The sequence below is a fragment of the Paenibacillus sp. FSL L8-0663 genome (assembly GCF_038008125.1).
Lineage (GTDB): Bacteria > Bacillota > Bacilli > Paenibacillales > Paenibacillaceae > Paenibacillus > Paenibacillus polymyxa_D.
Genome location: NZ_JBBOYM010000001.1, coordinates 5,507,854 through 5,533,453 on the forward strand (window position 1 = coordinate 5,507,854; position 25,600 = coordinate 5,533,453).

28 protein-coding genes are annotated in these 25,600 nt (G+C 44.7%); 14 read left to right on the plus strand and 14 right to left on the minus strand.

The annotated features are described in order from the left end of the window. The first annotated feature begins 43 nt into the window (after positions 1-43). Complete coding sequence (locus MKY75_RS24410) at positions 44-937, plus strand: AraC family transcriptional regulator (RefSeq protein WP_340886854.1); 894 nt, start codon at positions 44-46, stop codon at positions 935-937. A gap of 138 nt (positions 938-1,075) precedes the next feature. Continuing rightward, positions 1,076-3,364, plus strand: a complete 2,289-nt coding sequence (locus MKY75_RS24415) for a GDYXXLXY domain-containing protein (protein ID WP_340887122.1) — start codon at positions 1,076-1,078, stop codon at positions 3,362-3,364. Between the two features lie 147 nt (positions 3,365-3,511). Here MKY75_RS24415 and mmuM read toward each other — a convergent pair whose 3' ends face one another. Further along, positions 3,512-4,459: a homocysteine S-methyltransferase gene (mmuM, locus tag MKY75_RS24420; protein WP_328801268.1), complete on the minus strand. Its 948-nt coding sequence runs from the start codon at positions 4,457-4,459 to the stop codon at positions 3,512-3,514. A gap of 334 nt (positions 4,460-4,793) precedes the next feature. Between mmuM and MKY75_RS24425 the strand changes: the two genes are divergently transcribed. Both MKY75_RS24425 and MKY75_RS24430 read left to right on the plus strand, forming a co-directional pair. After that, positions 4,794-5,849, plus strand: coding sequence for an AEC family transporter (locus MKY75_RS24425; protein WP_340886856.1), 1,056 nt, complete (start codon positions 4,794-4,796; stop codon positions 5,847-5,849). Positions 5,850-5,866: 17 nt separating this feature from the next. After that, entirely contained in the window at positions 5,867-6,886 is a 1,020-nt protein-coding gene (locus tag MKY75_RS24430) for a 2-hydroxyacid dehydrogenase (protein ID WP_340886857.1), read from the plus strand. Between the two features lie 54 nt (positions 6,887-6,940). Here the strand turns inward: MKY75_RS24430 and MKY75_RS24435 are convergent, their stop codons facing one another. Beyond that, on the minus strand, positions 6,941-7,678 hold the full coding sequence (locus MKY75_RS24435) for a response regulator (protein WP_340886861.1): 738 nt from the start codon (positions 7,676-7,678) through the stop codon (positions 6,941-6,943). After that, entirely contained in the window at positions 7,675-9,261 is a 1,587-nt protein-coding gene (locus MKY75_RS24440; protein WP_340886864.1) for an ATP-binding protein, read from the minus strand. Before MKY75_RS24440 ends, MKY75_RS24435 begins: the two co-directional genes overlap by 4 nt. A 277-nt stretch (positions 9,262-9,538) precedes the next feature. On the opposite strand from MKY75_RS24440, the gene MKY75_RS24445 reads away from it, so the two are divergent. After that, positions 9,539-9,721 (plus strand): hypothetical protein, encoded by a 183-nt coding sequence (locus tag MKY75_RS24445; RefSeq protein WP_013312637.1) that lies wholly within the window; start codon positions 9,539-9,541, stop codon positions 9,719-9,721. Positions 9,722-9,819: 98 nt separating this feature from the next. Here the strand turns inward: MKY75_RS24445 and MKY75_RS24450 are convergent, their stop codons facing one another. The 3 genes from MKY75_RS24450 to rlmN all read right to left on the minus strand — a co-directional run bounded on the left by MKY75_RS24450 (position 9,820) and on the right by rlmN (position 12,671). Then, positions 9,820-10,752: a dihydroorotate dehydrogenase gene (locus tag MKY75_RS24450; protein ID WP_025719854.1), complete on the minus strand. Its 933-nt coding sequence runs from the start codon at positions 10,750-10,752 to the stop codon at positions 9,820-9,822. Continuing rightward, entirely contained in the window at positions 10,733-11,434 is a 702-nt protein-coding gene (locus MKY75_RS24455; protein ID WP_029518821.1) for a dihydroorotate dehydrogenase electron transfer subunit, read from the minus strand. The genes MKY75_RS24450 and MKY75_RS24455 overlap by 20 nt, the downstream gene beginning before the upstream one ends. A gap of 139 nt (positions 11,435-11,573) precedes the next feature. Further along, complete coding sequence (rlmN, locus tag MKY75_RS24460; protein ID WP_023991003.1) at positions 11,574-12,671, minus strand: 23S rRNA (adenine(2503)-C(2))-methyltransferase RlmN; 1,098 nt, start codon at positions 12,669-12,671, stop codon at positions 11,574-11,576. Positions 12,672-12,920: 249 nt separating this feature from the next. On the opposite strand from rlmN, the gene MKY75_RS24465 reads away from it, so the two are divergent. Then, a complete protein-coding gene (locus MKY75_RS24465; RefSeq protein ID WP_340887123.1) occupies positions 12,921-13,790 on the plus strand; it encodes an AraC family transcriptional regulator in 870 nt (289 codons plus the stop codon). Between the two features lie 90 nt (positions 13,791-13,880). Here the strand turns inward: MKY75_RS24465 and MKY75_RS24470 are convergent, their stop codons facing one another. After that, complete coding sequence (locus tag MKY75_RS24470) at positions 13,881-14,786, minus strand: LysR family transcriptional regulator (RefSeq protein WP_069012286.1); 906 nt, start codon at positions 14,784-14,786, stop codon at positions 13,881-13,883. Positions 14,787-14,943: 157 nt separating this feature from the next. Here MKY75_RS24470 and MKY75_RS24475 point away from each other — a divergent pair, with 157 nt between their 5' ends. After that, positions 14,944-15,684 carry an SDR family NAD(P)-dependent oxidoreductase gene (locus MKY75_RS24475; protein ID WP_029518825.1) on the plus strand — a complete coding sequence of 247 codons (741 nt, stop codon included), beginning with the start codon at positions 14,944-14,946 and terminating at the stop codon, positions 15,682-15,684. 88 nt (positions 15,685-15,772) lie between these two features. Here MKY75_RS24475 and MKY75_RS24480 read toward each other — a convergent pair whose 3' ends face one another. Both MKY75_RS24480 and MKY75_RS24485 read right to left on the minus strand, forming a co-directional pair. Continuing rightward, positions 15,773-16,261 carry a hypothetical protein gene (locus MKY75_RS24480; protein WP_340887124.1) on the minus strand — a complete coding sequence of 163 codons (489 nt, stop codon included), beginning with the start codon at positions 16,259-16,261 and terminating at the stop codon, positions 15,773-15,775. A 163-nt stretch (positions 16,262-16,424) separates the two neighbouring features. Then, positions 16,425-16,775 carry a winged helix-turn-helix transcriptional regulator gene (locus MKY75_RS24485; RefSeq protein ID WP_340886866.1) on the minus strand — a complete coding sequence of 117 codons (351 nt, stop codon included), beginning with the start codon at positions 16,773-16,775 and terminating at the stop codon, positions 16,425-16,427. Positions 16,776-16,936: 161 nt separating this feature from the next. Between MKY75_RS24485 and MKY75_RS24490 the strand changes: the two genes are divergently transcribed. Further along, a complete protein-coding gene (locus MKY75_RS24490) occupies positions 16,937-17,488 on the plus strand; it encodes an NAD(P)H-dependent oxidoreductase (protein ID WP_069012287.1) in 552 nt (183 codons plus the stop codon). A gap of 32 nt (positions 17,489-17,520) precedes the next feature. After that, positions 17,521-18,231, plus strand: a complete 711-nt coding sequence (locus tag MKY75_RS24495) for an SDR family oxidoreductase (RefSeq protein ID WP_340886868.1) — start codon at positions 17,521-17,523, stop codon at positions 18,229-18,231. A 115-nt stretch (positions 18,232-18,346) separates the two neighbouring features. Here the strand turns inward: MKY75_RS24495 and MKY75_RS24500 are convergent, their stop codons facing one another. Beyond that, positions 18,347-19,075 carry a YheC/YheD family protein gene (locus MKY75_RS24500; protein WP_340886869.1) on the minus strand — a complete coding sequence of 243 codons (729 nt, stop codon included), beginning with the start codon at positions 19,073-19,075 and terminating at the stop codon, positions 18,347-18,349. Between the two features lie 278 nt (positions 19,076-19,353). On the opposite strand from MKY75_RS24500, the gene MKY75_RS24505 reads away from it, so the two are divergent. From MKY75_RS24505 to MKY75_RS24520, 4 genes are all read left to right on the plus strand, one after another. Continuing rightward, the gene (locus MKY75_RS24505) at positions 19,354-19,899 is read left to right on the plus strand and encodes a glutathione peroxidase (RefSeq protein WP_340886872.1); all 546 of its coding nucleotides are present in this window, start codon (positions 19,354-19,356) and stop codon (positions 19,897-19,899) included. A 132-nt stretch (positions 19,900-20,031) separates the two neighbouring features. Beyond that, positions 20,032-20,610, plus strand: a complete 579-nt coding sequence (locus MKY75_RS24510; RefSeq protein WP_029518833.1) for a TetR/AcrR family transcriptional regulator — start codon at positions 20,032-20,034, stop codon at positions 20,608-20,610. Between the two features lie 30 nt (positions 20,611-20,640). Continuing rightward, positions 20,641-21,381 (plus strand): SDR family oxidoreductase, encoded by a 741-nt coding sequence (locus MKY75_RS24515; protein WP_029518834.1) that lies wholly within the window; start codon positions 20,641-20,643, stop codon positions 21,379-21,381. Positions 21,382-21,417: 36 nt separating this feature from the next. Further along, positions 21,418-21,954: a Crp/Fnr family transcriptional regulator gene (locus MKY75_RS24520; RefSeq protein ID WP_029518835.1), complete on the plus strand. Its 537-nt coding sequence runs from the start codon at positions 21,418-21,420 to the stop codon at positions 21,952-21,954. Here the strand turns inward: MKY75_RS24520 and MKY75_RS24525 are convergent. From MKY75_RS24525 to MKY75_RS24540, 4 genes are all read right to left on the minus strand, one after another. Beyond that, positions 21,887-22,408 carry a DinB family protein gene (locus tag MKY75_RS24525; protein WP_080658672.1) on the minus strand — a complete coding sequence of 174 codons (522 nt, stop codon included), beginning with the start codon at positions 22,406-22,408 and terminating at the stop codon, positions 21,887-21,889. The two genes, MKY75_RS24520 and MKY75_RS24525, sit on opposite strands and share 68 nt — an antisense overlap. Positions 22,409-22,475: 67 nt before the next feature. Then, positions 22,476-23,420: a helix-turn-helix transcriptional regulator gene (locus MKY75_RS24530; RefSeq protein WP_340886874.1), complete on the minus strand. Its 945-nt coding sequence runs from the start codon at positions 23,418-23,420 to the stop codon at positions 22,476-22,478. Positions 23,421-23,529: 109 nt separating this feature from the next. After that, complete coding sequence (locus tag MKY75_RS24535) at positions 23,530-23,886, minus strand: nucleotide excision repair endonuclease (RefSeq protein ID WP_039271971.1); 357 nt, start codon at positions 23,884-23,886, stop codon at positions 23,530-23,532. A 70-nt stretch (positions 23,887-23,956) separates the two neighbouring features. Further along, positions 23,957-24,625: a hypothetical protein gene (locus tag MKY75_RS24540; RefSeq protein WP_340886876.1), complete on the minus strand. Its 669-nt coding sequence runs from the start codon at positions 24,623-24,625 to the stop codon at positions 23,957-23,959. A 266-nt stretch (positions 24,626-24,891) separates the two neighbouring features. Here MKY75_RS24540 and MKY75_RS24545 point away from each other — a divergent pair, with 266 nt between their 5' ends. After that, complete coding sequence (locus tag MKY75_RS24545) at positions 24,892-25,515, plus strand: acetate uptake transporter (protein WP_274483251.1); 624 nt, start codon at positions 24,892-24,894, stop codon at positions 25,513-25,515. Positions 25,516-25,600: the final 85 nt, after the last annotated feature.

The following is a 25,600-nucleotide window of genomic DNA, read 5'->3' on the forward strand; positions in this document are numbered from 1 at the left end:
AATCAAAATTCCCTTATCTCCACCAAAGGAGAGGTGACAAGTTATGAAAAGAGCGAAAAATGAAGATCACTTCGACATCGTGGAAGACCATTATTTCACAGCCACCGAATTGGAAAAATCCAGCGCCGTTTGGCCTGTCAGACTAGGTATGGATATTTCGAAAACAAGCTGCCATGTCGGTCCCAAGGCTGTTCCTTATTTTTATTTGATTTTTGTACTTGAAGGTCAGGCTGAGTTTATTTATAAGCAACAAAAGTACCGTGTCCAAAAGTCTGATTTATTCTGTTTTTTTCCGCATCTTGCCCATGAATATTACACCGATCACGAGCACCCGTTGCAAAAGGTATGGATTGCCTTTGAGGGACCCAAGTCCCTCGCATTGCTGGAGCGGATCGGAATTAATCCCTCTACGCCATTTATGGCTAACGCAGTGAGCGAGGAAATCCTCGGACTTATCTCCAACCTGTTTTCCATCGTACACGACAACAGCAGACAGGGCAGCGATCTGGCCCGCTTGATTACACTGCACCAGATCTTCGAGGAGTTATCCCGCAACACATCTGACGTGCTGCGCAACTTTGTATGCTCTGATTATTGGCTCCAGCAGGGGAAAGATTACATTGAAATGCATTATTGTGACCGTGTTACGATTGAGCAAATTGCCGAGCATGTAGGTGTGGATCGTGCGCATTTTTCACGCAAATTCCATTCCACCTTCCTGATTTCCCCCGCCAAGTATTTGCAAAACCTCAAAATTGATGAGGCCAAAAGATTGCTGGAGCAAACGACTTACAATTTATCGATCATTGCCCAGTCCATCGGCTACACGGATATGTCCACCTTTTCCAAGGCATTTAAGAAAACAGCAGGGATTCCACCGCGTGAGTATCGCTTCCGACATCAGTCCCGGCAAGAGATTCGTACCGTCAACGCTTAGCTGGAATCCAGTAACGTTAAAGAGAGCCGCCGTATACGGTGGCTCTCTTTTTATGACCTGATCCTAATTTACACTTGGTTCTGAGCCCTTTCAACGCTATAATAGGCATCAAACCAACAGGAAAGGTACGTGAAATCCATGCTGCGATTCAATGCGATACGTACGGGCTATCTGCTGGGCATCTCTCTGATACTGGCCGCAATTATTTATTTTTTCGCCTCCAATTGGGGCGGACTGGATCGGACAGTCAAAATTGTACTGGCTGCTGCGCTTATTGTTCTGTTCTATGGCTTGTCTTTTATATTTGCACGGATACGCGCTGTTCCCGGTCAACAAGCTTTTCTGTCTAATATGTTTTTGGTGGCTGGCTGTATAGCCTTTGGCGTTTCTGTGGCATTGCTCGGTCAAATTTACAATTCCCATGCCGACAGCTACGGGTTGTTTTTCATTTGGTCGGTGCCGGCTCTACTGCTTAGCTGGATTACTCGCTACAATCCTTTTTATATGCTGTCTTATGTACTAATTCACCTCGGTTTGTGGCTTTATTTTTACCCTACGATGCAAAGTGCATCTTATAGCGAGCTGGAATCGTTGTCCATTGCCGGAGTGTTCGCACTGGTCAATCTGTTGTTGTTCCTATTGGCGTTCCTTCATCGTATACATTCTGCTCCACTACAATATATGAGCTTTACTGTTTTTCATATAGCGATGTTGGCGATGACCAATTCTTTTGCATTTGATGGGTATGGCCTGGTCATGAATATACCGCATATCGCTGTGATTGCTTTAGGATTTTATATATTTATCAAGGTACGGCTGAATAAAACGCTACTGACCTTGAATGCATTGGCGCTCTCCGCTTTTGCTGTCTTTAAATTTATAGAGCTGGCAGAGGCTTACTACTCATCTCTGTTTTTTGTTTTTGGTTTGATTTTTGTGGCGCTACTGCTGACCGGTAACGTGTGGTTTTTCCGTTATTTGAATCGTTTGGGGAAAACACCGCCGGAAACAGGGGAGATATTCAATGGGGAAAACGGGGATATCGTAAAATCCGATGCGGAGACGACCGTTCTCGAGGAACGTGGCAGTGAATGGATCAGCAAAACCGTATCCCGTGTAATCAAAGTGGTTGGAGTGCTGATCGGTAGTATATCTCTCATCGGATTGATTATGATTAGCACGAATGTAAACCACACCGAATATGTACTGTTGGTTGTGTCGTTGCTGCTTATGATTTTGATGATTGTCATACCGGAATCCAAGCTGGATTCTGTCATACGTTATACCCTGCTGACCATCAGCTACATTACAGGCTTGGCGGCCATTCTATGGTCAGATCAGTCGCTTCTTTCGGTATTATTTCTGATCGTTTCCATCGCTGGATGGTTTCGCTCCAAGGGGAAAAGGCAGTTGTTTTTTGCCTATACTTTTGTAAACCTGAATCTGGCGACCATTTTATTTCAGCAGTATCAGGAGTGGGATGGTTGGAACTGGACCTATAAGTTCATCATCTTCTCTCTTTTCATCGTCAATGCCGTGTTATATGGGGTAAGTTACTTTATATCCAAGACGGAGTTAAAAGAACATCTACGGAATAGCTCATTATTTTTCAGCTTGCTGTTCCTGTTTTGGGCGACGTTTTTCGAGGATGTCGTTCCACACTCTTATATGTTCATTAACATTTTTTATTTTGTTATCGTTACCGGAATGGTCTTTGCCTTTGCCCGTCTGAAACAAAAATCGGAGGCCATCACGAGCGTTGTCTTCTGGTTTATTTTTATCGGTTTCAAATACTATGATTTATTGTGGACGCTACTGTATAAATCTTTTACGCTGGCGCTACTGGGGATCATTGCGCTCGGAATTACCTGGTGGGCGGATCGGCGAATGGCCCATAGCGGCAAAGCAGCATTTGATGCCGACCACCGCAGCTTTAGCTTTATGCGCTTAAGCCCGCTACTCATTGCCATTGTCATCGTGCTACAGCTGGGGATCATCGGCTATCAGACGGCGAGAAGTGAAACCCTGCTCGCCACAGGTGCTTCCATTAAGCTCAAACTGGCTCCTATAGACCCGCGCTCCCTGCTACAAGGCGATTATGTGGCACTGAATTACGACATATCTACCCCTCCTTCCAAGACCTCTCTTCAGGAGGGAGAATGGAGCCGAGGCAAGGTCAAAGTCGTTCTCACACCAGATAACCAAGGAGTATACGTCGCAGACCGCCTCTATCAAGATGGCGAAAAACTTGCCAGTCATGAGGTCATTCTAAATGGACAGTCGTATGGTTCTCGTATTGTGTACGGTATTGAGAATTATTTCATCCCTGAGGGAACCGGACGTACTGTAGAACAGAACGCACATTTTGCCCATATTCGGGTGAGCCGCAATGGAGACGCACTGCTGGAACGTTTGGCAGAAAGCTGACCGGATCGGCGCAGATAGTTAACGAAGCAGGCTGAACCAAGCTGCTCCATTGCTGGAGCACCACTTGGTTCAGCCTGCTTGTTTTTTCGGGTCATCGAGTTACCCTCTTATAGATAACCTTTATCCCTACGCTACGCTTATCCTCGTTTATACATCTCTCGTCCATGATGCTATTTCCTCAATATCCTGCGGCTGAGTCCGGCAACAACCACCAATCAGACGAGCTCCCGCTTCATACCATTGGCGGGCACTTTGTCCGAACGTCTCTGTACAAGTGCTGCCGTGCCATGTCTTGGTGACCGGGTCATATTCCTCTCCCAGATTGGGATATACCACCACAGGCTTATCCGTGTGGCTGCGTATTTCGTGAATAAGCGATGGAACGAATTTCGGCAAAGTGCAATTGATTCCTACAGCAGCCACTTGCTCATGCCCATTCAGCCACTCAGCACATGCAGCGGCAGACTCACCATTGCTGATATGCTGCCCATCCTTTGCGCTAAAGCTGATCCAGGCATACGTGCCAGGGAATTCCTTCAGCAATCGGGCGATGGCCTTGGCTTCAACCAGACAAGGTATCGTTTCACAAGCTAAAATATCTGCACCCGCCTCAATCAGAGCCTTCATACGCGGCCTGTGAAACTCCACTAGCTGTTCCTCGCTCAGCTTGTAATCGCCGCGATACTCTGATCCATCTGCCAAAAATGCCCCGTAAGGGCCAACAGAAGCCGCGACTAGCGGCTTGGGACGATGCCGCTGACTTGCAGTAGCCGTCACGTCAGCCCAAAACTCATCGCGTGCCTGCACAGCAATCCGCACCGATGATTGAATCAACTCCAGCGCCTCATTTTCGCTTAGGCCTCGTTTAACATAGCCTTCCACGGTAGCCTGATAGCTCGCAGTAATCGCACAGTCTGCCCCTGCCTCAAAATAATCTCTATGTACACGCTTGATCGACTCCGGGTGCTCATGGAGGATTTTAGCTGACCATAAGCTATCGTTCAGATCATGTCCATGACGCTCCAGCTCGGTCGCCATGGCGCCGTCCAGCACGATCAGTTGAAATTCGTCCAGTATATGTTGTATCGGATTCATGTGGCCCCTCCTGCTCGTCTTTTCTATTTAACCCACTAATCAAGTGGGTTTTAATGATTTACATTATAGCACGAATGTTGATGAGCACTCACAAAGCCAAGAAATAATCATTCCGTGAAGACGTCCCCTCTCGTTTCATTTGCCATCTGATGTAATGTATAAATTTTTTAAATTAGTTTCATAAGTTAAATTAATTAGATATTGTTCTTTTTTTCACAAAGTCATTTTACTATAAAAGTGCAAACCAACACTTTGGCCAAAAGATCAGGGAATTGCATCGTCACATTTTGCATCGGTATATATGTGAAAAAAGGTACAAGAGAGGGTTTTATCTATGTCTTTACTAGAAATGATTACCGCGACCTTAACAGATAACAAAATTGTCAGCTCTATCGCTTCCACCGTTTTTATTATCCTTCTTGGTTTCTTTTGCCGTAAAAAGGGGATTTTTAACGCAGCAGTAGGAAAGATGCTATCCAAGGTTGTTTTAACCGTGGCTCTACCAGCACTAGCCTTTAATTCTTTCATGCAGGATATTAATCCTACAATGTTAAAACAAGGTATGAATGTTTTAATATGGGGAGTTCTAATTTATATTATTCTCATCTTTATTTCAAAACCGTTCTTCCTGAGTTACAACAAGGATAAACAGGATGTTTTGCGGGTATTAACGATTTTCGGTTCCACTACTTTCTTCGGAATCCCAATTGTCGGGGCCATTTACGGTCCTACCGGAGTGATGTACAGTTCCATTTTTAATATAGGGTACCGCATTTTCTTATACTCCTACGGCTATATCAAGATGAGCGGCTTAAAAATGGAGCTTAAAAATCTCAAAACCATGTTTATGAATCCAATCGTTATCGCCACGTTTCTAGGCCTGTTTGTTTGGTTATTTCAAGGTTATTTGCCACAGATGAGTGTAGCTACAGAGGATGGGGCCATCCAGCAGTTCGCCTTTCTAAGAATTGATCAAACCGCTGTCTGGCTGTTCAAGCCCATGACCTACCTTGCTGGACTAGCTTCTCCGTTAGCCTGGTTATCGATTGGCTCGACATTAGGGGAGATCAGCTTCAAGACGGCTGCTACGGATAAGACCTCTTGGTATTACAGCATCGTTAAGGTTTGGCTTGTACCTATTGTTAACATCGTCTTGCTGGCTTTGTTGACTGTATCTCATATTCTGTCAGTCGATTCGGTCGCTTTAGCTACTATTGTCATCATGATGGCTACTCCTACAGCTACCGTAGCCGCAGCCTATGCCATCAGTTTTGATAAGGAAGCCATATTAACCTCCAATGCATCGCTTCTATCAACTATTACTTCTGTCGTCATGATTCCAGTGTGGATCGTTACGCTCAATGTCATTGATAAAATTGGAATTTTCTAAATCAGGGGGAAAACAACATGTTAAAAATCATTTGCTATGGTGTCCGTTCTTATGAGAAACCCTATTTCCAGGAGCTCAATAAATATAACTTCCAACTAACGCTGGTCGAAGAACTGCTGACTTCCAGCAATGCAGAGTTGGCGCAGCATCACGATGCCGTTTTGCTAAGAGGAAACTGTGCTGCCAATCGGGAAAATATCACAAAATTCAATGAATACGGCATTCGATATGTTTTCACCAGAACAGTCGGAATCAACCACATTGATTTGGATGCCTGCAGCGAATTCGGAATGAAGGTGGCACGCGTGCCATCCTACTCTCCGAATGCCATCGCCGAGCTCTCCTTAACTTTGGCTATGATGCTGTTCCGGCACACCGCTTATATGACTACCAAAAGCTCTTTCAAAAATTTTATTGTGGATGAGCATACATTCAGCAAAGAGATTCACAATTGTAAAGTTGGGATTATCGGGGTCGGTCGCATTGGTCTGACGGAAGCCAAATTGTTTAAAGGATTAGGAGCTTCTGTTATCGGCTATGATGTGTACCCATCCGACGCAGCCAAGGAAGTCATTCCATTCACAACCTTGGATGAACTACTGGCAGAGAGCGATGTCGTTAGTGTGCATGTTCCTTATCTGCCGGGACAGAACGACCAAATGATTAATGCCAGCTTTTTAGCAAAAATGAAAAAGGGATCTATCCTCATCAATACCTCACGTGGAGAATTACAAGATAATCAAGCCATTCTGGACGCTTTACTCAGTAATCATTTGGAGGGATTTGGGACAGATGTCTTCCCTAAAGAGGAAGAACTATTTTTCAAAGCGTTTGAACCATGGCAAATGCTCCCGGACCCAACGATCCAGAAGCTTGTGGAGCTGTATCCAAGAGTTTTGGTAACGCCTCATGCTGGCTCGAATACCGTTACGGCGTTATCCAACATGATTGAAACTAGCTACGACAACTTCCATGATATCGTTACAACTCATTCTTCAGATAACCTGGTCCCACTTCCTGTCCTCTCTATGAAATAAATAATTAGGAAGCTCGGCACCTTTGTTGACAAAAAAAGAACCGCTATTTCCAGATTACAATGGAAATGGCGGTTCTTTTATATCAGGATTCAACTGATAGAGCATCAGCGGCCTGCCAACCTTGTGGTATTCTATCGATTCAACGAGAAAGCCATCGTCCACCAGGAACTGAATATATTTTTTTACCGTGATACGGGACAAGTCCACTTCTCTGGCTAACGTTTCAACCGAGAAGGGTCCGCCCAGCTCTTGAATACTTTTCAGTATCGTGGTCATGGTCAGTTTGGACAAATTTTTAGACAGGTTTTTCGATAGATTATGTGATGGAAGTTCAACAGGTTTTTTCTTTTCCACACCCGCATGCTCTTCTTTATTAAAATAATGGTCAATAACAGCTTGATTAATTCCGTTCCCTTCCTCCATCACCGTGGCCAGACGCTGGATTTTCTCAACAGCCAGTCTAAAGCGTTCGAATGTAAAGGGTTTAATTAAATAGTCTGCAACACCATAAAAAACAGCTTCCTTCACCGTCTGAATATCTTTTGCAGCCGTAATTAAAATAACGGAAGCATGATACTGATGCTCCTGCATATGTGATAATAAAGTTAATCCGCTTTTTCCAGGTAAATAAACGTCCAGTAATACCAGATCCGGTGACCATTTTTGAAGGCAGTCCTGTGCTTTCTTGACGGTATCTGCCTTACATACAACGTCCAAATTGTCCATGCGCTCGATAAACTGTTGATTGAGCTCAGCAACCATCGGATCATCCTCAACAATTAGAACTTTCATTCGTTTGTCACCTCCAATGTACAGGGCAATTCTACATATATACTTGTTCCCAGACCCGGTTGGCTATCAAGCTCAATGATTCCTTGATGATTTTCCACCATGGTTTTAACCAGATTCAAGCCGTAGCCTCTGTCTTCTCCTTTGGTTGAAAAACCATGCTCGAATATTCTTTTTTGCATCTCAAAATCAATCCCCAACCCATTATCCTTCACTTCCAAAATGAATACATTTCCCTCACTCTCATAGTTCAATTTCATTTCAATTTTGCCGGGTTCTTTTTTTTGTAAGATGGAATCTATGGCGTTGTCAAAAAAATTGCCCAGGATGTGTATGACATCATGAACGATATCCTGCATCTCCACATTAGAGACATCCGAGCTTTCTGCAAGAAGAACCGAAATATTCTGTTCGCGTGCTTCGTTGATTTTACCCATAATAAAACCTGCTAATGCCGGAACCTTAATTCTCTCAGTCAAAAAGCCTACCTCATCTTGATACCGGTGATTTAGCTGCTGAATATATTGACTGACCTCCGCATATTTCCTCATTTCAATTAGCCCGGATATTACGTGCATTTTGTTCATAAATTCATGAGTCTGTCCGCGAAGGGAGTTAATATAATATTTTGTACCACTCAACTGGTTGCTAAGATGGATCATCTCGGATTGGTCGCGCAGCGTTGCAACTGCCCCAAAAAATTCATTTTCAATATATATAGGGGTTACTGTCGCAATGACCTCTATACCATTCACATAAAATGAGCGATCCTTGATTTTCTTTTTATCATCGAACACTCTCTTGAAAAGCACGTTATAAAAGTTGGTATCTAGCTGCTCGCCAATCGGGGCTTTCATTTCTTGGTTTGCCAGTTGATACTTGGCCTGAGCTTCTTTGTTCATGAGCATAATTTTCTTGTCAGCCGAAATGGCTATAATTCCTTCAGCGACCTCATTTTCAATAATTTCTTTTTCGCGCAATCGTGTTGCTATCTCTTGCGGCTCAAGCCCAAATAAAATGGTTTTGATTTTCTGAGCCAGAATGATCGCGCCCAGAACTCCACTAAAGAGCCCCAGCATCAGCCCCCCAAAAATGGTATACTGCGCCTGCATCAAATCGTGATTTAGGGTTCTCATGGTCAGCCCTACACATACAATCCCAATGACCTCATGCTGTTGATTAAATATCGGCGTAAAATATCGGTAACCTTTGCCCAAAATACCTATATTCTCAGAAAAATGTCCCTGACCGGATAGCGCTCTTCTGGCATCATTCAAATCAGAGAACGGTTTGCCAACCATCGTTGCATTCGGATGAGATAGCCGAATTAAATCGTGGTTCAGAATGACAACAAAATCCACATTAACGTTATGCATGACTCCAAGCGAATAGTCTTGGATCTGCTTCACAGGAATTCCCTGCTCCACATTACGAATAACATCGTTGTCACTGGCAACCATCTTGGCAACACCCGAAAGTTTTTCCTTCGTATTATCAAAATGCTTGTTAATCACGAAATTACGAATGAGAAGCAAGGATATAATTAAGGAAATAATGATAACTAAAACAACCAAAATAATAATCATGAATTGTAGCGAAACTTTGAATTGTCGTCTCGGTTTCGACTTACTTTTTGACCGCAACCCCATCACCCAATTTCTATATCAAGCTCTCCATTGGGAAGAAGAGCCTATTTCTTTCCCTATAATCCCTTGTTATTCGACATCGTTTGACAATTTCCTTCTTATTTCGCAAGCTTTACGCGCCTCATGATCCTTTACCTGAAATAAAACTTTATGCTGAATAAGGAAAGATCAAATCTCCATAATAAGGACGTATACCTAACGAAAGGGAGGATCACGGATGATTGACAATCTCGAAAGCAATTACAACTGCGCTAATGCAGGACAAGACCTTCATCAGCTCAAGCAGGAACTCGCTGCGCTTCAGGAACAAGGTGCAAACGACCAGGCGTCCGAGGAAGCCATTCATCGGCTGGAAAATCAAATTTCGTTCATCTTGAACAAGTGCGATATTAACCACTAATGGCGTTTGCTGTTTGGTCAAATAAAAAACAAAACCGGTTTGTCTTTTAAAGACAAGCCGGTTTTATATGAATTAGTGTATGCAAAAAGGTTCCAAATTCACAAAATTCCCCGTATCTCATCCAATGACTGCACCTTTTCCCGCTGCATCCATTGTTCAAGGCCATGTACCAGCTCGGCCCCTGCATGTAAATGGACAAAATTGTACGTTCCTACCTGAATGGCAGCAGCCCCTGCCATAGTGAATTCAATAATATCTTCCACCGAGCTTATGCCACCCATCCCGATCACCGGAATCGACACCGCCTGTGCCACCTGGTGAACCATGCGCAAAGCAATCGGTTTAATTGCAGGGCCGGAAAGACCTGCGTACGTGTTGGCGAAGACACTGCGACGACGGCGTATATCTATTTTCATTGCAGAAAATGTATTGATCAGAGATACTCCGTCTGCGCCTTCTTCCTCGCACATAACCGCCATCTGCGTGATATTCTCTGCGTTGGGAGACAGCTTGACAACCAACGGAAGTGCCGTCACATTGCGCACCTGACGCACAACCTCCCGCGCTACCTCCGTCTGGATACCAAATTGCATTCCACCCTGCTTCACGTTGGGACATGAAATGTTCAATTCCAGCATATCAACGCCTCTGCGGTTCATCGTGCGACGCTTTTGTGCATTTTCCGTAATCATCGCTACGGCCTGAACATATTCCTCCAGATTGGAACCGCCCACGTTGGCAATAACAGCCGTGTTCCAGTGAGTCATGTCATCCAGTTCATCCTTCAAAAAGGCGGCAACACCCGGATTCTCCAGCCCCACACTATTGAGCATGCCGGATGCTGTCTCATGTATTCGTGATCCCGTATTACCAGCCTTCGGATGCAGGGTTAGTCCCTTGCCGACGATGCCGCCCAATAATTCAGGAGAATAAAATTCCGCATACTCCCGTCCGAATCCAAACGTACCGGAAGCCATGATGATCGGGTTCTTGAACGGTACACCCGCAATATTACACGCCATGGAGATCATCGAACTCCACCTCCTCCACCGGGAATACAGGCCCTTCTTTACATACCCTCCGATTGCCTCCACGGGTACGCATCGTACAGCCCAAACATGCGCCAATACCACAGGCCATGTGTCTTTCAGTTGAAATATATAAGCGGGACGACGTATCCACCGTTTTTATAGCGAGTGCTTGTAACATCGGAGTTGGCCCGCAGGAAAACATATTTGCATAGAGCGTCGGATCGATCTGTTCGACGATACTTCCCCCTACCTTGACCTGTACAGATGCCGCCACAGCTTCGAACGCTTCAACCCCGAAGGCTTGCTGTGCAAACCCTAGATAAACATGCGCATGCGGGTAATACTTTGCAGCCAACAGCAACGGAGCTGTACCCATGCCACCGCCGATTAAAGCCAAACTGCCCTCTACCTGCGGAAAACCGTTTCCGAAAGGTCCTTCTAACTGAATTTCCTGACCAGGCTGTAATTGGGAAAACAAATTTGTCCCCTCTCCAACAACCCGATACAAAAAGGAAATACTCTCTTCCCCGATATCATAAATGCTGATGGGTCTGGGTAGCAGTGGGTAACCTGTCCCGCTGCGCAGCATGTAGAACTGCCCCATGTTCCCTTTAAACTTTCCCTCTATTTTCATCACATAAATGCCCGGAACGAGCGCCACATTCGAAATTACGTTAGCCATATAACCCCTCCACTAACCACTCACTATAACGTAAAAGCAGCAACTATTACGTGACTATTTTCACATTTCTGGGTAACGTTTCGCCCTACGGCTCGTGATATAAAAAAGCGTACTCCTGTTAGAGAGTACGCTTGTGTATTTAACTAATGGCTTCGCGCTCCGCATTGCGGCTACCCTTGGCATCCTTGCGGATTTGTTTGCTGCGTAGCTGTCCGCAGGCTGCGTCAATATCGACTCCATGCTCCAGCCGAACACTACAGCTAATACCTTGTTTCTTCAGCACATCATAGAAGCCCGTAATCGACTCCGACTCACTCCGCTGGTATTGGCTATGCTCATCTACTGGATTGTACGGAATGAGGTTGACATTGGCCAGATTACGACGATGGCCCACCAGCTCAGCCAGTTCGAGCGCATGCTCCTTACCGTCATTAACATCCTTCAGCAAGATGTACTCCAGCGTAATTCGACGATTTGTTTTGTCCAAATAATAATCAATCGCCTGCATGAGTTTCTCAATCGGAATCGCCCGGTTGATCTTCATAATGCGAGTACGAATCTCATTATTCGGGGCGTGGAGGGAGATCGCCAGATTGACATGCAGGTCTGAATCTGCAAATTCAATGATTTTATCAGCCAATCCGCTTGTGGAAACGGTAATATGCCGCGGCCCAATCGCTAGCCCTTTGTGATCCTTAATCACCCGAATGAAATCGGACAGGTTCACGAAGTTATCAAACGGTTCGCCAATTCCCATCACAACAACATGACTGACCTGGTCGCCCGGGCGTTCCTGATCCAGATACAGCTGGACCTTCATAATTTGCTCTACAATCTCACCACTGGATAGGTCGCGGCTCTTCTTCAACAATCCGCTCGCACAGAAGCTACATCCAATATTACATCCTACCTGTGTAGTCACACATACGGATAAGCCAAACTTATGCCGCATCAATACCGTCTCAATCAAATTACCATCCTGAAGCCGGAACAAGAACTTGACCGTCCCGTCTGCTGACTGTTGCTTCACGTGTTCTTCAAGTGTTTCAATGGAAAAGTGCTCTGCCAACAGGCGTGTACAATCCTCATGAACCTCTGCCATCGCTGCAAAATCAGTAACACGCTTCCGGTACAATGCGTCCCATACCTGCAATGCCCGGGATTTCTTATGCCCATGCTCGATGAGCCATGCTGTCAATTGATCTAGCGTTAATCCATAAATGGATTCTTTTTTCATGTTCGATCCTCTTTTCAAAACAATCAAATTCGTATTTCTATATATAAACCCTAGCCATCACGACTCGTCTCAACGATCATTGCATCATAGCATGTTTAAGCAATCTGCGCTATTTAAACGTCTCTTTCATTGTCCCAAATTTTAATTATGAACACAAGGGGGCAGGCACATTGTTTTTCCTGTTCAACAAGAGCACGCAAAGACAGGATTACAGATACTCCTAATGATATGATTACAACCAAGGAGGTGATGCGGTTGGAATGGTTGCTTCGGATCAAGAACGCACTGGATCTGATGGAAGAGAGAATGCAGCAGCCACTCGATATCGATGAAATTGCAAAGGCAGCCTATTCGTCTCCTTTTCATTTTCAGCGAATGTTTCATATGCTAACTGGCTTCACGGTAGCAGAATATGTGCGCAAACGTCGATTGACCTTGGCTGCTCAGGAATTGAGTCTTTCTTCCGCCAAGGTGCTGGATGTAGCGTTCAAATACGGATATGATTCCCCCGAATCTTTTTCTAAAGCGTTCCGAAAGATACACGGTATTTCTCCCTCTGAGGCCAGAAGCCCTGGGGTGAACCTGAAAGCCTTTCCACGCATCACCTTCCATCTATCGTTGAAGGGAGATCAGGAAATGGATTACAAAATTGTAGAGAAAGCGGCCTTTACGGTCATTGGCAAGTCCATTCAAGTCACCACTAAGAACGGCGATAATCTTCGAGAAATCCCAAAATTCTGGAACGAACTAAATGCGGATGGTACATCGGATCGGATTCATGCCTTGGGAACAGGCGATGATATACTCGGTATATGTTTGGACATGAAACATGGAGAGGAGACGTTTAGCTACTTAATCGCCGCAGAAGGCAGCGAAGACGTAGCGACCGCGAATGGGCTGGAATCCAGAACCATTCCGGCTTCAACCTGGGCAGTGTTTACATCCATCGGCCCTATGCCTCACTCGATCCAAAAGGTATGGCAAAGAATTTTCCAGGAATGGTTCCCTGCCAGCAATTATGAGCATTCAGGCGGCCCGGAACTGGAAGTGTATACTATAGGAGATTCACATGCTGAAGACTACCGGTGCGAGGTATGGGTTCCGATTAATAAAAAGTAAACCAATGAACCGATTGCCCACAGCAGTCGGTTTTCTGCTGTACTGCATTTACATCATATGGTGACAGAAAACACAATTCCCTGATACTCGTTACTCTAGCTTAATGGTCGCATGCAATCCCCCAAGCTCCTGCTTCAACACAGAATATAGCCTTGAACCTGTCGACTTTAGCGGATAGTCTGTTGCTTTGCAGAGAAGTCCGAAGGTCATATCAATCAGGCTGCCGCTTAATTCCCTCACCGTTGTTCCTGCCGGGACAGAACTGACCAGAATTTGTGGCACAAGTGCAATCCCTAAATCGCTTTCCACATAAAATTTCAGAGCCGTCATGCTGCCAATTTCCATCGTATTTAACGTGGTTATTCCATATTCCTTCATGACCATTTCAAGTTTGCGACGATAGGGACAGGTAGCCGACGTAATAAGCAACCGCTGCCCCTGTAAATCCTCCGGCCCAATGTTTTCTTTTTCCGCAAGCGAGTGATTTTCAGGCATTAAAACTACAAATTTCTCCCTAAATAAAGGCTCAAAATATAGCTCTGTGCCCAAATCTGGTGTGGAACACAGCGCTAAGTCAATATCCCCCTTGAGAATACGCTCGCTTAAGGTAGGGGTATTTCCAAACTCAACAGAAACCCGAATGTTCGGATAATGGGTTAAGAAACGCTTTAGAATTCCTGGTAGTCGATAACTGGCAGTCGGTTCGGTCACTCCTATACGAATGTCGCCTGCGGTCCCTCTTTGCAGATTGTCCATATTTTCCTGCAATTGCTCCATATCCTTTACAATATGTAGACTTTGCTCGTAAAACATCCTGCCCGCTTCAGTTAACTTTATTTTCTTGCCCCGTTCGATCAGTTGAATTCCCATATCGGACTCCAGCTTCTGTATTTGCATCGTCACGGTAGATTGTGCATAATTCAACTCTTCCGCTGCACGCATAAAACTTCCGTAATTCACAATCATTTGAAATGTTTTGAGTGTTTTAATGTCCATTATCAGACTCCTGTATAAACAATTGATTCAATTTTATTGAATTGTAAATTCATTTAATTCAATTATACAGAATACAATACCTCCTCTACAATGATACATATCAGATCTTATTATTTTTCAGACGCAAATGAACTGGATGGAGAAGGAGCGAATTTACATGGATTTACATCAAAAAGTAGCATTGGTTACAGGTGGAGGTACAGGAATTGGGAGAGCCGTGTGTATGGCCTTGGCAGATCGAAAAGCTACGGTAGTCGTAAACTATTCCCGCTCTAAAAACGATGCAGAGGAAACTGTACGTATGATCCTTGAAAAGGGCGGACGTGCTATCGCATTACAGGCAGATGTTTCCCGAGATCAGGAAGTTCGAACTATGGTTGACCAGATTGTCCAGCAATTCGGTACGATTAATATACTCGTGAATAACGCTAGCATTACACATCACATTCCGATGGATGATCTGGAGGCAGCCACGGAAGAGGTATGGGATGATCTATTTGATGTAAATGTAAAAGGCATGTTTTACTGTGCCAGAGCCGTAGCTCCTTTTATGAAGCGTAGTAAACAAGGAGCTATCGTCAATCTGGGAAGTATAGCAGGGCAAACAGGGCTAGGTTCTTCGCTTCCCTATGCGGTATCCAAAGCGGCCGTCCACGGGCTGACCAAATCTTTAGCACGGGCACTTGCGCCGGATATTCGCGTCAATTGCATCGTGCCGGGAGCTGTAGCGACAAGATGGTGGTCAGGCAGGGAAGAGCAAATGAAAACATTGGCTCCTCATTTACTCCTACAGCGCATTTCCACGCCCGAAGATATCGCCAGCATGATCTGCTCTGCTTTGGAACAGGAAGCCATGACAGGCCAGATTATTACGGTAGACAGCGGACAAACGCTGTAAAGATACTGGGAATTCTGAGTAAAAACAAGCCGCCTTCTCAGACAGAAGGCGGCTTTTGAGCTATCGTATACCGTCGTTAAACTACGTTTTAGCTTAAAGATACCGCAATTCGTGTACCTTTCACGAATTTAGCAAATAAGTACCGAACAAGCGGCCCTACAATTAAGAGCTGCAGAGGGAAAGCAAAAATAAAATTATTAAAAACTAAAGATAAGTAATTTTTAAATAATGAATCTCCCGAAAGACCATTAAAAAAGTAAGCTGTCCCCAATCCATAAAGTGACATACAGAGAACCATTCCAATGACCATACAGCATGAAAGGGACAGAATCACAAATACCTTTTTGGATTTATCGTATGGTAATGAGAAGGCTATTTTCTTTGCTAATGGACCGACAATAAATAGTTCCAATACGAAAGCAATGATAAAACATAAAATAAATTGAAAAACCATTACTTTTAGAGAGATTGTGCCAATCAAGTCATTTGTATATAGATTATAAAATGTCATGAATACGACCATCCCCAAGCACATCATGAAACCAAAGTAAAAATCTTCTTTCTTCGTCGTTGGCAATTCCATCATCCCTTCTGTGTACCTTGGTAATTATATAAATAGTCGAAACCTCCACATAAGTGAACTTTCTGTGAACTTTTTGGCAAACGTTTTCTTTTTTAGAATATAAGAAATAGGCATCGTTCAGCTCAACGATACCTTGGAATGTTGCAGTTCATATCCCTCAACGATCTGCTTTTAAATCTAAGCCAAATCTCTTCAGCTCAATAAAAACACCTTCAAGTCGCTTCCCTTTTTCCGTTAACGAATATTCAACACGCGGGGGAACCTCGGCATATACCTTTCTCTCTAACAGACCGTTATCTTCAAGCTCTTTCAGGCGTAGGGAAAGCGTTTTGGGACTAATCCCCTTCATGGACTTCTGAAGTTGGCTGAATCTCAGTGTTCCTTCGATAAGCAGGTCACGGATGATTAAAAAAGTCCATTTCGTTCCGATCAAATCAAGTGTTTGGGCAATAGGGCACGGCTTGCCGGGTATTCCTTTGGTCAATTCAATAGGTTCTTGGTCGTGCATAGGAACTCCCCCAAAAATTATCTGTTAAATCCAATGATATCACAATAGTTTCTTTAGGGAAACTATATGAATTAAATATCACTACTTCCCTAAATAAACCTACTACATATACAATATCGCTGTAGCAACTAACGTTTTCTCTAATACAAGGAGGTGAAGAGATGAAAAATATACTAATCATTAACGGTCATCAAAAATATGATTCGTCTGAAGGGAAATTGAACCAAACATTGATAGACAATATGGTGCGTCTCTTAAGTGAAGAGAACAAAATCAAAATAACGTCTGTTCAAGACGGCTATACCCTCAGCGAAGAACAAGAAAAATTTTTATGGGCGGATGTAGTCATTTACCAAACCCCCATCTACTGGTTCAGCGTTCCTGGATTATTAAAGACTTATATGGATGAAGTCTATGCTTACGGTATATTCTTCACGGGTGCTCATGAATATGGGAGCGGAGGTTTATTAACCGACAAGAAATATATGTTCTCCACAACTTGGAATGCTCCGGAAAAAGCCTTTAATGATCCAACTCAATTTTTTAATGGGGCTAGTCTAGAAGCTGCACTCCGTCATTTGCATTCTGCGCATACATTTCTCGGTATGAAGCCCTTGAAAAGCTTTGCATGCTACGATGTTATTAAAAATCCAAATATACCCAAATTTATTGCTGATCTTGATACACATCTACAAGCCGTATTACATGATTAACAAATCCAGATGAATACTAGGAGGGAATCCATTTGCAAAACCAAAAGATTGTCATTATTGGTGGAAGCTCAGGTATTGGTTTAGAAACAGCTAAGCAAGTCATTTCGCTTGGAGCGGAAGTGGTAATCGCCAGCCGCTCGGAGGATAAATTGCACAAGGCCAAGGAAATGCTGGGCCCTCGTGCTGTAATACATGTGCTGGACACGTCAGATGAGCAGCAGGTAAAATCTTTCTTCGAAAAAGTCGGCCCCTATGATCATCTTATCGTTAGCGCGGCAGAAACATCAGGTGGGTCATTCCTTCAGTCGGAGACAGATCAAGCCCGCAAGCTATTCGAAAACAAATTTTGGGGACAGTATTATGCAGCTAAATACGGGGCTTCCCAACTCTCAGCCGAGGGTTCCATTACCTTATTTTCAGGAGTGGTGGCTTACAAGCCGATGATCGGCTCCTCTGCGCTCGGTGCTGTGAATGCAGCCGTTGCGAATCTTGGTCAAACCTTGGCGTTAGAGCTTGCTCCCATCCGCGTGAATGTCGTCTCACCCGGCATTATTGACACACCTTCCCGTAGCAAAATGCCTGAAAATACACGCAATCAATTCTATGATACGGTCGCGCATAAGCTCCCTGTGAAGCGAGTTGGACTTGCGGAGGATGTTGCACGAGGCGTACTTTATTTGATTCAAAATCAGTTTGTGACCGGAACAGTCCTTCATGTGGATGGCGGACACATTTTAACATAAAAGCTTCGTCCTAAATCTGTCAGTCATTTACCAAAAAAAACGGAGAACGCTCCCGCACCTTGGCTTGGGCGTTCTCCTCCTTTTCTTATCCATGAATGATTTCACAAACTTTATCCTAATGATGTATACGACGTTTGTTTCTCAAGATGTTGCGAATCATCTTGTGATTGGGGAGCTGCCTGAACAACATATGTCCGGGATGCGGATTGGCCTCGATAATCCAAATTTGGCCGCTCTTCTCAATAGCAAGATCGATGCCCAACTCGCGAACCGGATGATTTTTATCTATCGTGTCGGCAATGATTCTAGAAAGCTCGGTGACCTGGTCCAGAATCTCTTTCATTTTTGTTCTGTCATTTTTAAAGACCCTTAAAAGCACTTTGGACAACGGCGCCGCATGTCCTCCCTTCCGATAGTTGGTAACGACTTTTCGAGGTGCAGCGACACGGCCGGTTATTCCTGAAATGACCCATTCCGATTCCGGCTTCTGCATATACACTCTGGCATCAAAAATCGAACCTTTGTACTTAGCTAACTTAAGTCCTTGCTGTACCAAATAACGGCGATGAGGTCTCCGATAGGTTCTAACTGCTCTTCTTACAGCGTGGGATCTAACGATTCTTCGACTGGAGCCACAACGAACCTCATATTTCCTCCCCAGCTTTTTCGCACGTATGATGCCAGTCCCTCCACTCCCATAATTAGGCTTGATGAAGACTGTGCGATAGGTATCCAGCATCCGTAAAGTCCTTGCATTACTGATCCAGCGGGTTTCGGGCAAGTGAGTACGTAAAATGGGATGTTGTCGCATTTCCTTGTATTGAATCATCTTTCCAATGGGCACGAATATCCCTCGATTCTGTTGGGTTTTTGCACACACTACATGAATATGCATCTATATTCTATCTTGGTAACGGCGAATGCCACAGTTTGCTATGAAGAGGCAAATCTCCCACTTTCTCAAGTCGAGTCTTCTTTGGTTTCAAGAGAGAGATGGACAATGTGTCTTTACATGACAAGATTATTGCAAATACCTATAAGGTTGATTCCAATAATATATTAGACCAATAACAATTCTGGATATATGATGTATTAAAAAATAACGTGAGGAGGAACGTTAACATGTCTATTTATGATTTTCAAGCAACCTCAATTAATGGGGAACCGATTGAACTCTCAGACTATAGAGGTAAGATTCTCCTTATTGTAAACACTGCCAGCATGTGTAGCTTCTCCAGTCAATTCACTGATCTGCAAAAGCTCTACGAAAAACGGAGGGAACAAGGTTTTGAAATCCTTGCATTTCCTTGTAACCAATTCAATAAAAAAGAGCCGGGTAGCAATTCGGAGGTTCAGGGAATTTGCCAAATTAACCATGGAGTAACCTTCCCACTATTTGAGAAGACGGATGTAAGAGGCTTATCTCTTCATCCTTTATTTCAATATCTGACCCAACAGGCACCGTTTCAAGGCTTCGATATCCAGACCAAAGACGGTCAATGGATGGAGGATTTCCTGCGGGATAAGTATCCGGATATATACGCTGGCGACGGTATCAAGTGGAATTTTTCTAAATTCTTGGTCGATCGCGATGGCCATGTGCAAGGGAGATTTGAAGTAACAACGGAGCCCTGGGCCATTGATCCCGTCATCGATTCGTTATTGTAGTATTTCTGTTCACTTCTTTGGATTCTTTAAAAAAAGGGTATCAAATGACAAAAACGTATATTTGTCATTTGATACCCTTTATGTTATCCTGACTTTAAGGAGGTGACTCACACGGCACTTGACCGTGTCCCTATGGAAAAATCCTCAGATGTGCTAACCAAGGAACAGATTCTTATCGCTACAGAAGACACACTTAGGCGTTTTGGTATAGCCAAAACCTCCGTGACCGATGTTGCCAAAGTATTGGGAGTAAGTCATGGCACCATTTACCGACACTTTAAAAGTAAAGCCGAGCTTCTTGAAGGTGTGACCGAAAAATGGCTGAATGAAAAGATTATCGGCCCATTAACGGAGGTCTGTCAGAATTCATCTATACTGGGAACGCCACATTTAAAACGATATATACAGACCTTGGTCGAACTTAAGCAGTATTATGCCCGCGACGACGAGGAAATGTTTGAGATGTATACGAGGGTCACCGAGCAAGCGGCTGATTTAATCGACCAGCATATCGCCCACATTGTGGATCAGCTCGCTGATATCATTATACGCGGAGACATCACATCGGATCAGCCAGCCCAACTGGCGCGTACCCTTTTCTATGCCACAGCCCGTTTTCATCATCCCGCTCATGCTTACGAATGGAAGAATCCCGTGATTAATCGGGAGTTTTCGGATGTGTGGATGCTTTTAGAAAAAGGAATCACTTAAAATAGATATGGAAGGAAGGTCCAAACACATATGAAGCATTTGGACGGAAAAACAGCAATTATCACCGGGTCCTCTAGAGGAATTGGACGTGCCATTGCCGAGCAACTGGCTGATCTGGGCGCTAATGTAGTCATCAATTATGCCAGCAGTCCGGACAAAGCTCAAAAAGTCGTGGAGAGGATTATTCAAAAAGGCGGCAAAGCCATAGCACTTCACGCTGATCTGGGCAAAATGAGTGATATTGAAGCATTATTTACAAATACGATTGCTGAATTCGGTAAAGTGGATATTCTGGTTAACAACGCTGGGCTGATGATCACCCAACCTCTGGCTGAGGTAACCGAAGCTGATTTTGACAAACAATTCGCACTGAATGTAAAGGGCACCTTCTTTGCCTGTCAGCAAGCCATGAAATATATGGAGAACTACGGAAGAATCGTGAACCTGTCTACATCCGTGATCGGACAAATGTTCCCGACCTATAGCGTATACGCAGGTACCAAGGGCGCAGTGGAGCAATTTACCCGTCAGCTAGCCAAGGAATTCGGAAGCAAACAAATTACGATCAACGCCGTGGCTCCCGGTCCTGTGAACACCGAGCTTTTCCAAGCTGGAAAAACCGAGCAGCAAATCGAAGGCATGAAAAAAATGAATGCTATGGGTCGGCTCGGCGAACCGGAAGATATCGCTGATGTGATTGAGTTTCTGGTCAGCGCCAAATCACAGTGGGTTACCGGGCAGACAATCCGCGTCAATGGCGGGTTCATCTAAAAAGCTGGAATACATGGAATGGAGGTTATTACGTTCATGATGTTACACAAAGGTGAGACCTTATTTCGACAAGGAGAATCTGGCCCTTTATATCACCTCAAGAGCGGCTTGTTAAAAATTGTCCGAGTCCATGAAGACGGCTCGCAAATTTTAGTTAATGTGATTGTGCCCGATGAAATCATCCCGCACCACTCCCTGATCAGCCCCAATCCTTATTATGGTACAGCAGTCGCGCTGGTAACCTCTGAGGTTGAGGTTCTGTCACAAAAAGAATGGTATCAGGCGCTGGAGCAAGACCCGACTCAATGTCGGGCTATCGCTTTACAGCTACAGGATAAGTTGCGCATGATGCAGCAACGAATTGACCAGCTCACCGAGGTGTCACCTGCCGAAAAGCTTCGGAAGCTTCAACGCTGGTTCCACTCCTACATCGCACCCGCCACGTTAACGGACGTGCTGACGCAGGAGGAAATCGGCCAGTTTATCGGGCTACGCCGGGAGACGATTAATCGGCTATTGCGTGCTTCAAGCGCTCCTTCTGCAAAAGATGATGACGATAATGCATCTCGATGAGCGAAAACCACTCTCCAGCATTCAACGCGCCGAATCTGGGATGAGAGACGGTAGAAAGCCCTGTTGATTTCCCAACGATCGGCTCAATCTCTCTCATTTTACGGATCACAGCATTTAAACCCTCCACAATTTCTTCTTTGCTCGTCGGTTGTGGGGGAGTATACTGCGGAGATGGTGGAACTTGGATACGTATGGGCGGAAACCCTCCTAGATTAAAAACGGCCGTACCCGCCTCCGTTTTAACCCCTGTCTCCCCATTAGGCTGTAGACAAACATCAATGTTCTTCAGGTGCATATACAGAGCAGAGTTCACCAAATGAAGATACATTTGTCCAAGCGACCATTGGTCCTCCTGCGGTGTGTACTGCAATTGCTCCAAGCTAAAGCTGTCCAATTCAAGAAGATAGTGTTGTGCCGTTTCTTCAAAACGCTGCAATGTTTCGGTTGTATTCATATATTAGTGACTGCCCCTCTCTATTAAAGTAGCTTTACTATACAAAAATGCTACTGACAGCATTATGTCAGTAGCATTTCAACATTTTTTCCACTTCCGCACGTATCCGCTCCCGGAGCGACTCAGGCTCCAGCACAACCATATCCGCGCCCCATCCAAGTATCCATTGCAGTAATTCGTCCGGCTGTCTAACGCGGAAAAGTATATGCAATCCATCTGCACGCTCCTCTATAGCCTCCATATAAAAGTTGTTCGCTTCCTTCACCTTATCTGCGATATCGGAGCGTGCTAGTATGCGAACAGTCACATGACGGTCATCGGTTTGCTTATAATCCTGCAAATGAAAATCGACAGGCAAATGAAACCTGTCCTCCAGTACCATAAGCTCGTCCATACGTGACAGACGGAAATGGCGAAGCTGCTGCCGCAATTCACATTGCCCGATTAATACCCACGAACCACGAAGCAATACCAGACCATAGGGAGCGACCACACGCACACTTTGACGATTCCCGTCAGCCTCTGGCATTCTTTTGGAGTAACCAAACCGTACCATTCGTTTTTCCAATACAGCAAGACGCAGCGTTTCCAAGTAGGTTTTCTCTCTATGGTTTGCCCCTTCACCCACAGCGAGCAATCTCATGGTTGTACGCACCCGGGAAACTTCCCTGCGGACGCTCTCTGGTAAAATGGCTTCAATCTTCCTGCGGGAGGTTTGCGCCTTGATACCGTAGTCTGTATCAAATTTTTGTTCGATAAAATCCGTCCCGATTAGCAACGCCACAGCCTCTTCTGCAGTAAAGCTCACTGGGGGCAGGAAATACCCCTCCATCAAGGAATATCCAATGCCCGGTGCTCCTACAATCGGTACGCCCGATTCGCTTAGAGCCTGAATATCCCGATAGATGGTTCTCACACTCGTTTCGAATATAGCCGCCAAATCCTCGGCTCGTAAAATATCCTTACGCTGTAACTCTAGCAAGATTGCTAGCAAACGATCTGTTTTGTTCATACCATGGCCCCTCTCTGGAAGGATCTAAAATGCAGAAATACAAAAAAGCAATAAGGGCAGTACAGTCACTGCGACTTATTGCTCTTTTTTTCATGCGGAAGTTACTCCATTACTTAAAAAATACTTTTTCAACGTTATATTTAGCCTTTTGTGAATTGATAATGTAGGTTTCATAAATTTCTCGCTCTACCGCATCTTCTACAATACAAACCTCGATAATCGCAACCTCATTCCGCTTGTCCTTGATCGGCGATACGTTATCTTCAAAATGCTTTTTGATTCTTGGTCTTAACTTTCTCGCTTTACCAACGAACAGCAATTCCTCCTGCGCATTGTAGAACATAAAGACGCCAGCCTTATCTCTAGGGATCAGGTGAAAGTCGGTAAACCCGTAAATATGGCTGAGCTCAGGGTTAACCTGTTTGGTAATCGTGATATCCGGAGTTGGAATTGTTATATTAATCACTATGTCACTTCCTCATTCTATATAGGTGTAAATATTATCACAAATCCTGCGGTAACACCATTCAAGATAATCAGGGAGTGTCCCCTGGAACAGGCTTCGTCGTTTTCTCAACGATTCTTTCCAGTACCCAGACAAGTACCCCCACTGCAAGGCTGGCGATGACCGCCATAATCGCCGATCCGCCAGCATGTAGCAGCAACACGGGAACCCAAAGCAATCCGAGCGAACGGTGTACGGTCCGCATCCACTTGTTACGAACTTTGTTAATGAAGAAGCCATACCCGGCGATCGCCAGCAGAATGACAAATCCCGCAATCCCGGTATAGGTTTTGTTATCTTGAAGCTTGGTTATCAAAAAATAAATACCATGAGCGGCAATCAGGATCAAGGTCGCCCAACCCAGCAGTTTATGCATGGAGTGTAACAATTTCCCAGTCTTTCTAACCAACATCGATGGCGATCTCAACTTCTTCTTAAACCAGAACCAAGAGAAGGTCGCAGCCCCAAGGAACACGGAGATAGTACCCAAAGTCTTGAATAATTCCCCGTTGCCTTCACCTCCTTTTTCACCGGGACGTCCGCCCATGTGCCCTGCCACATTGCTTACCTCTCCTCCCGGCGGTCGCAGGCCAGGTCCGCCCCCGGAAACCGAAGGCATGTAGTAATAGTAGATGACGAGCAGAGCTGCTACCGTAACTGCGATGATTGCCGGAATCCAAACGGTCTTTTTCGTTTTCATTAGTTATGCATCCTCTCCGGGAAAATTGCCTTGATTGTACCCGGTCAAGCTGAAAACAGGATTAAAGCTAGCTGAAAGTATTCCTTTTACCTCAGTCAGTATCGAGGGTGGTCGTAATAACGTTAATACAGGCAACCGTAATAGATAGAAAATCTATGAATTCCCTACTATGCGAGCACGCCGGTTTCCGTTACAATATGTCAGTGTGATTCTGGCATCGGCAGATTGACGCGTATTTGAATATTATTGGAGGCTTCTATTTTTTCATGCAAAATGAATCTCATGCTAACGTAAAAATCATAACGGCCGATCCGAGTGCGATCGGCCTGTTTGGCTTGGCTATTGTAACACTTGTAGCTTCATCCCAAAAGCTTGGTCTCACTGAAGGCTTGAGCTTTATTATCCCTTGGGCTATTTTCCTTGGTGCCTTTGCACAGCTGTTTGCCTGCATTCAGGATGCAAAGCATAACAATACCTTTGGCATGACGGCATTTGGTGCTTACGCCTTCTTCTGGTTAGCCGTAGCTAGTAGCTGGATGATTAAAATGGGCGTATTCGGCTCAGAGCTGGCATCTGCTGTAGATGGCAAACAGCTCGGCTTTGCCTTTGCCGGCTATCTCATCTTCACGCTCTTCATGACCATTGGAGCCATGGAGACGCACAAGGTCCTATTTTTTATTTTTGTGTTGATTGATTTTCTATTCCTCGGCCTTAGCTTCGATGCATTCGGCGTTGCCCCAGAGGTGTTCCATACCATCGCCGCTTATGCTGAAATGGGCATTGGTCTACTCTCGCTGTACGGTACAGGAGCTGCCGTTCTGAATGCACATTTTGGCCGAACATTTCTGCCCGTAGGACGTCCTTTCGGTATTTTTAAACCACGTCCTTAGCTGCATATTTAAACCCACAAAGCCTCCTTTCGCGCCGATCCGCGTTAAGGACGGCTTTGTTTCTTTTCCATCACTCCCTCCTGTA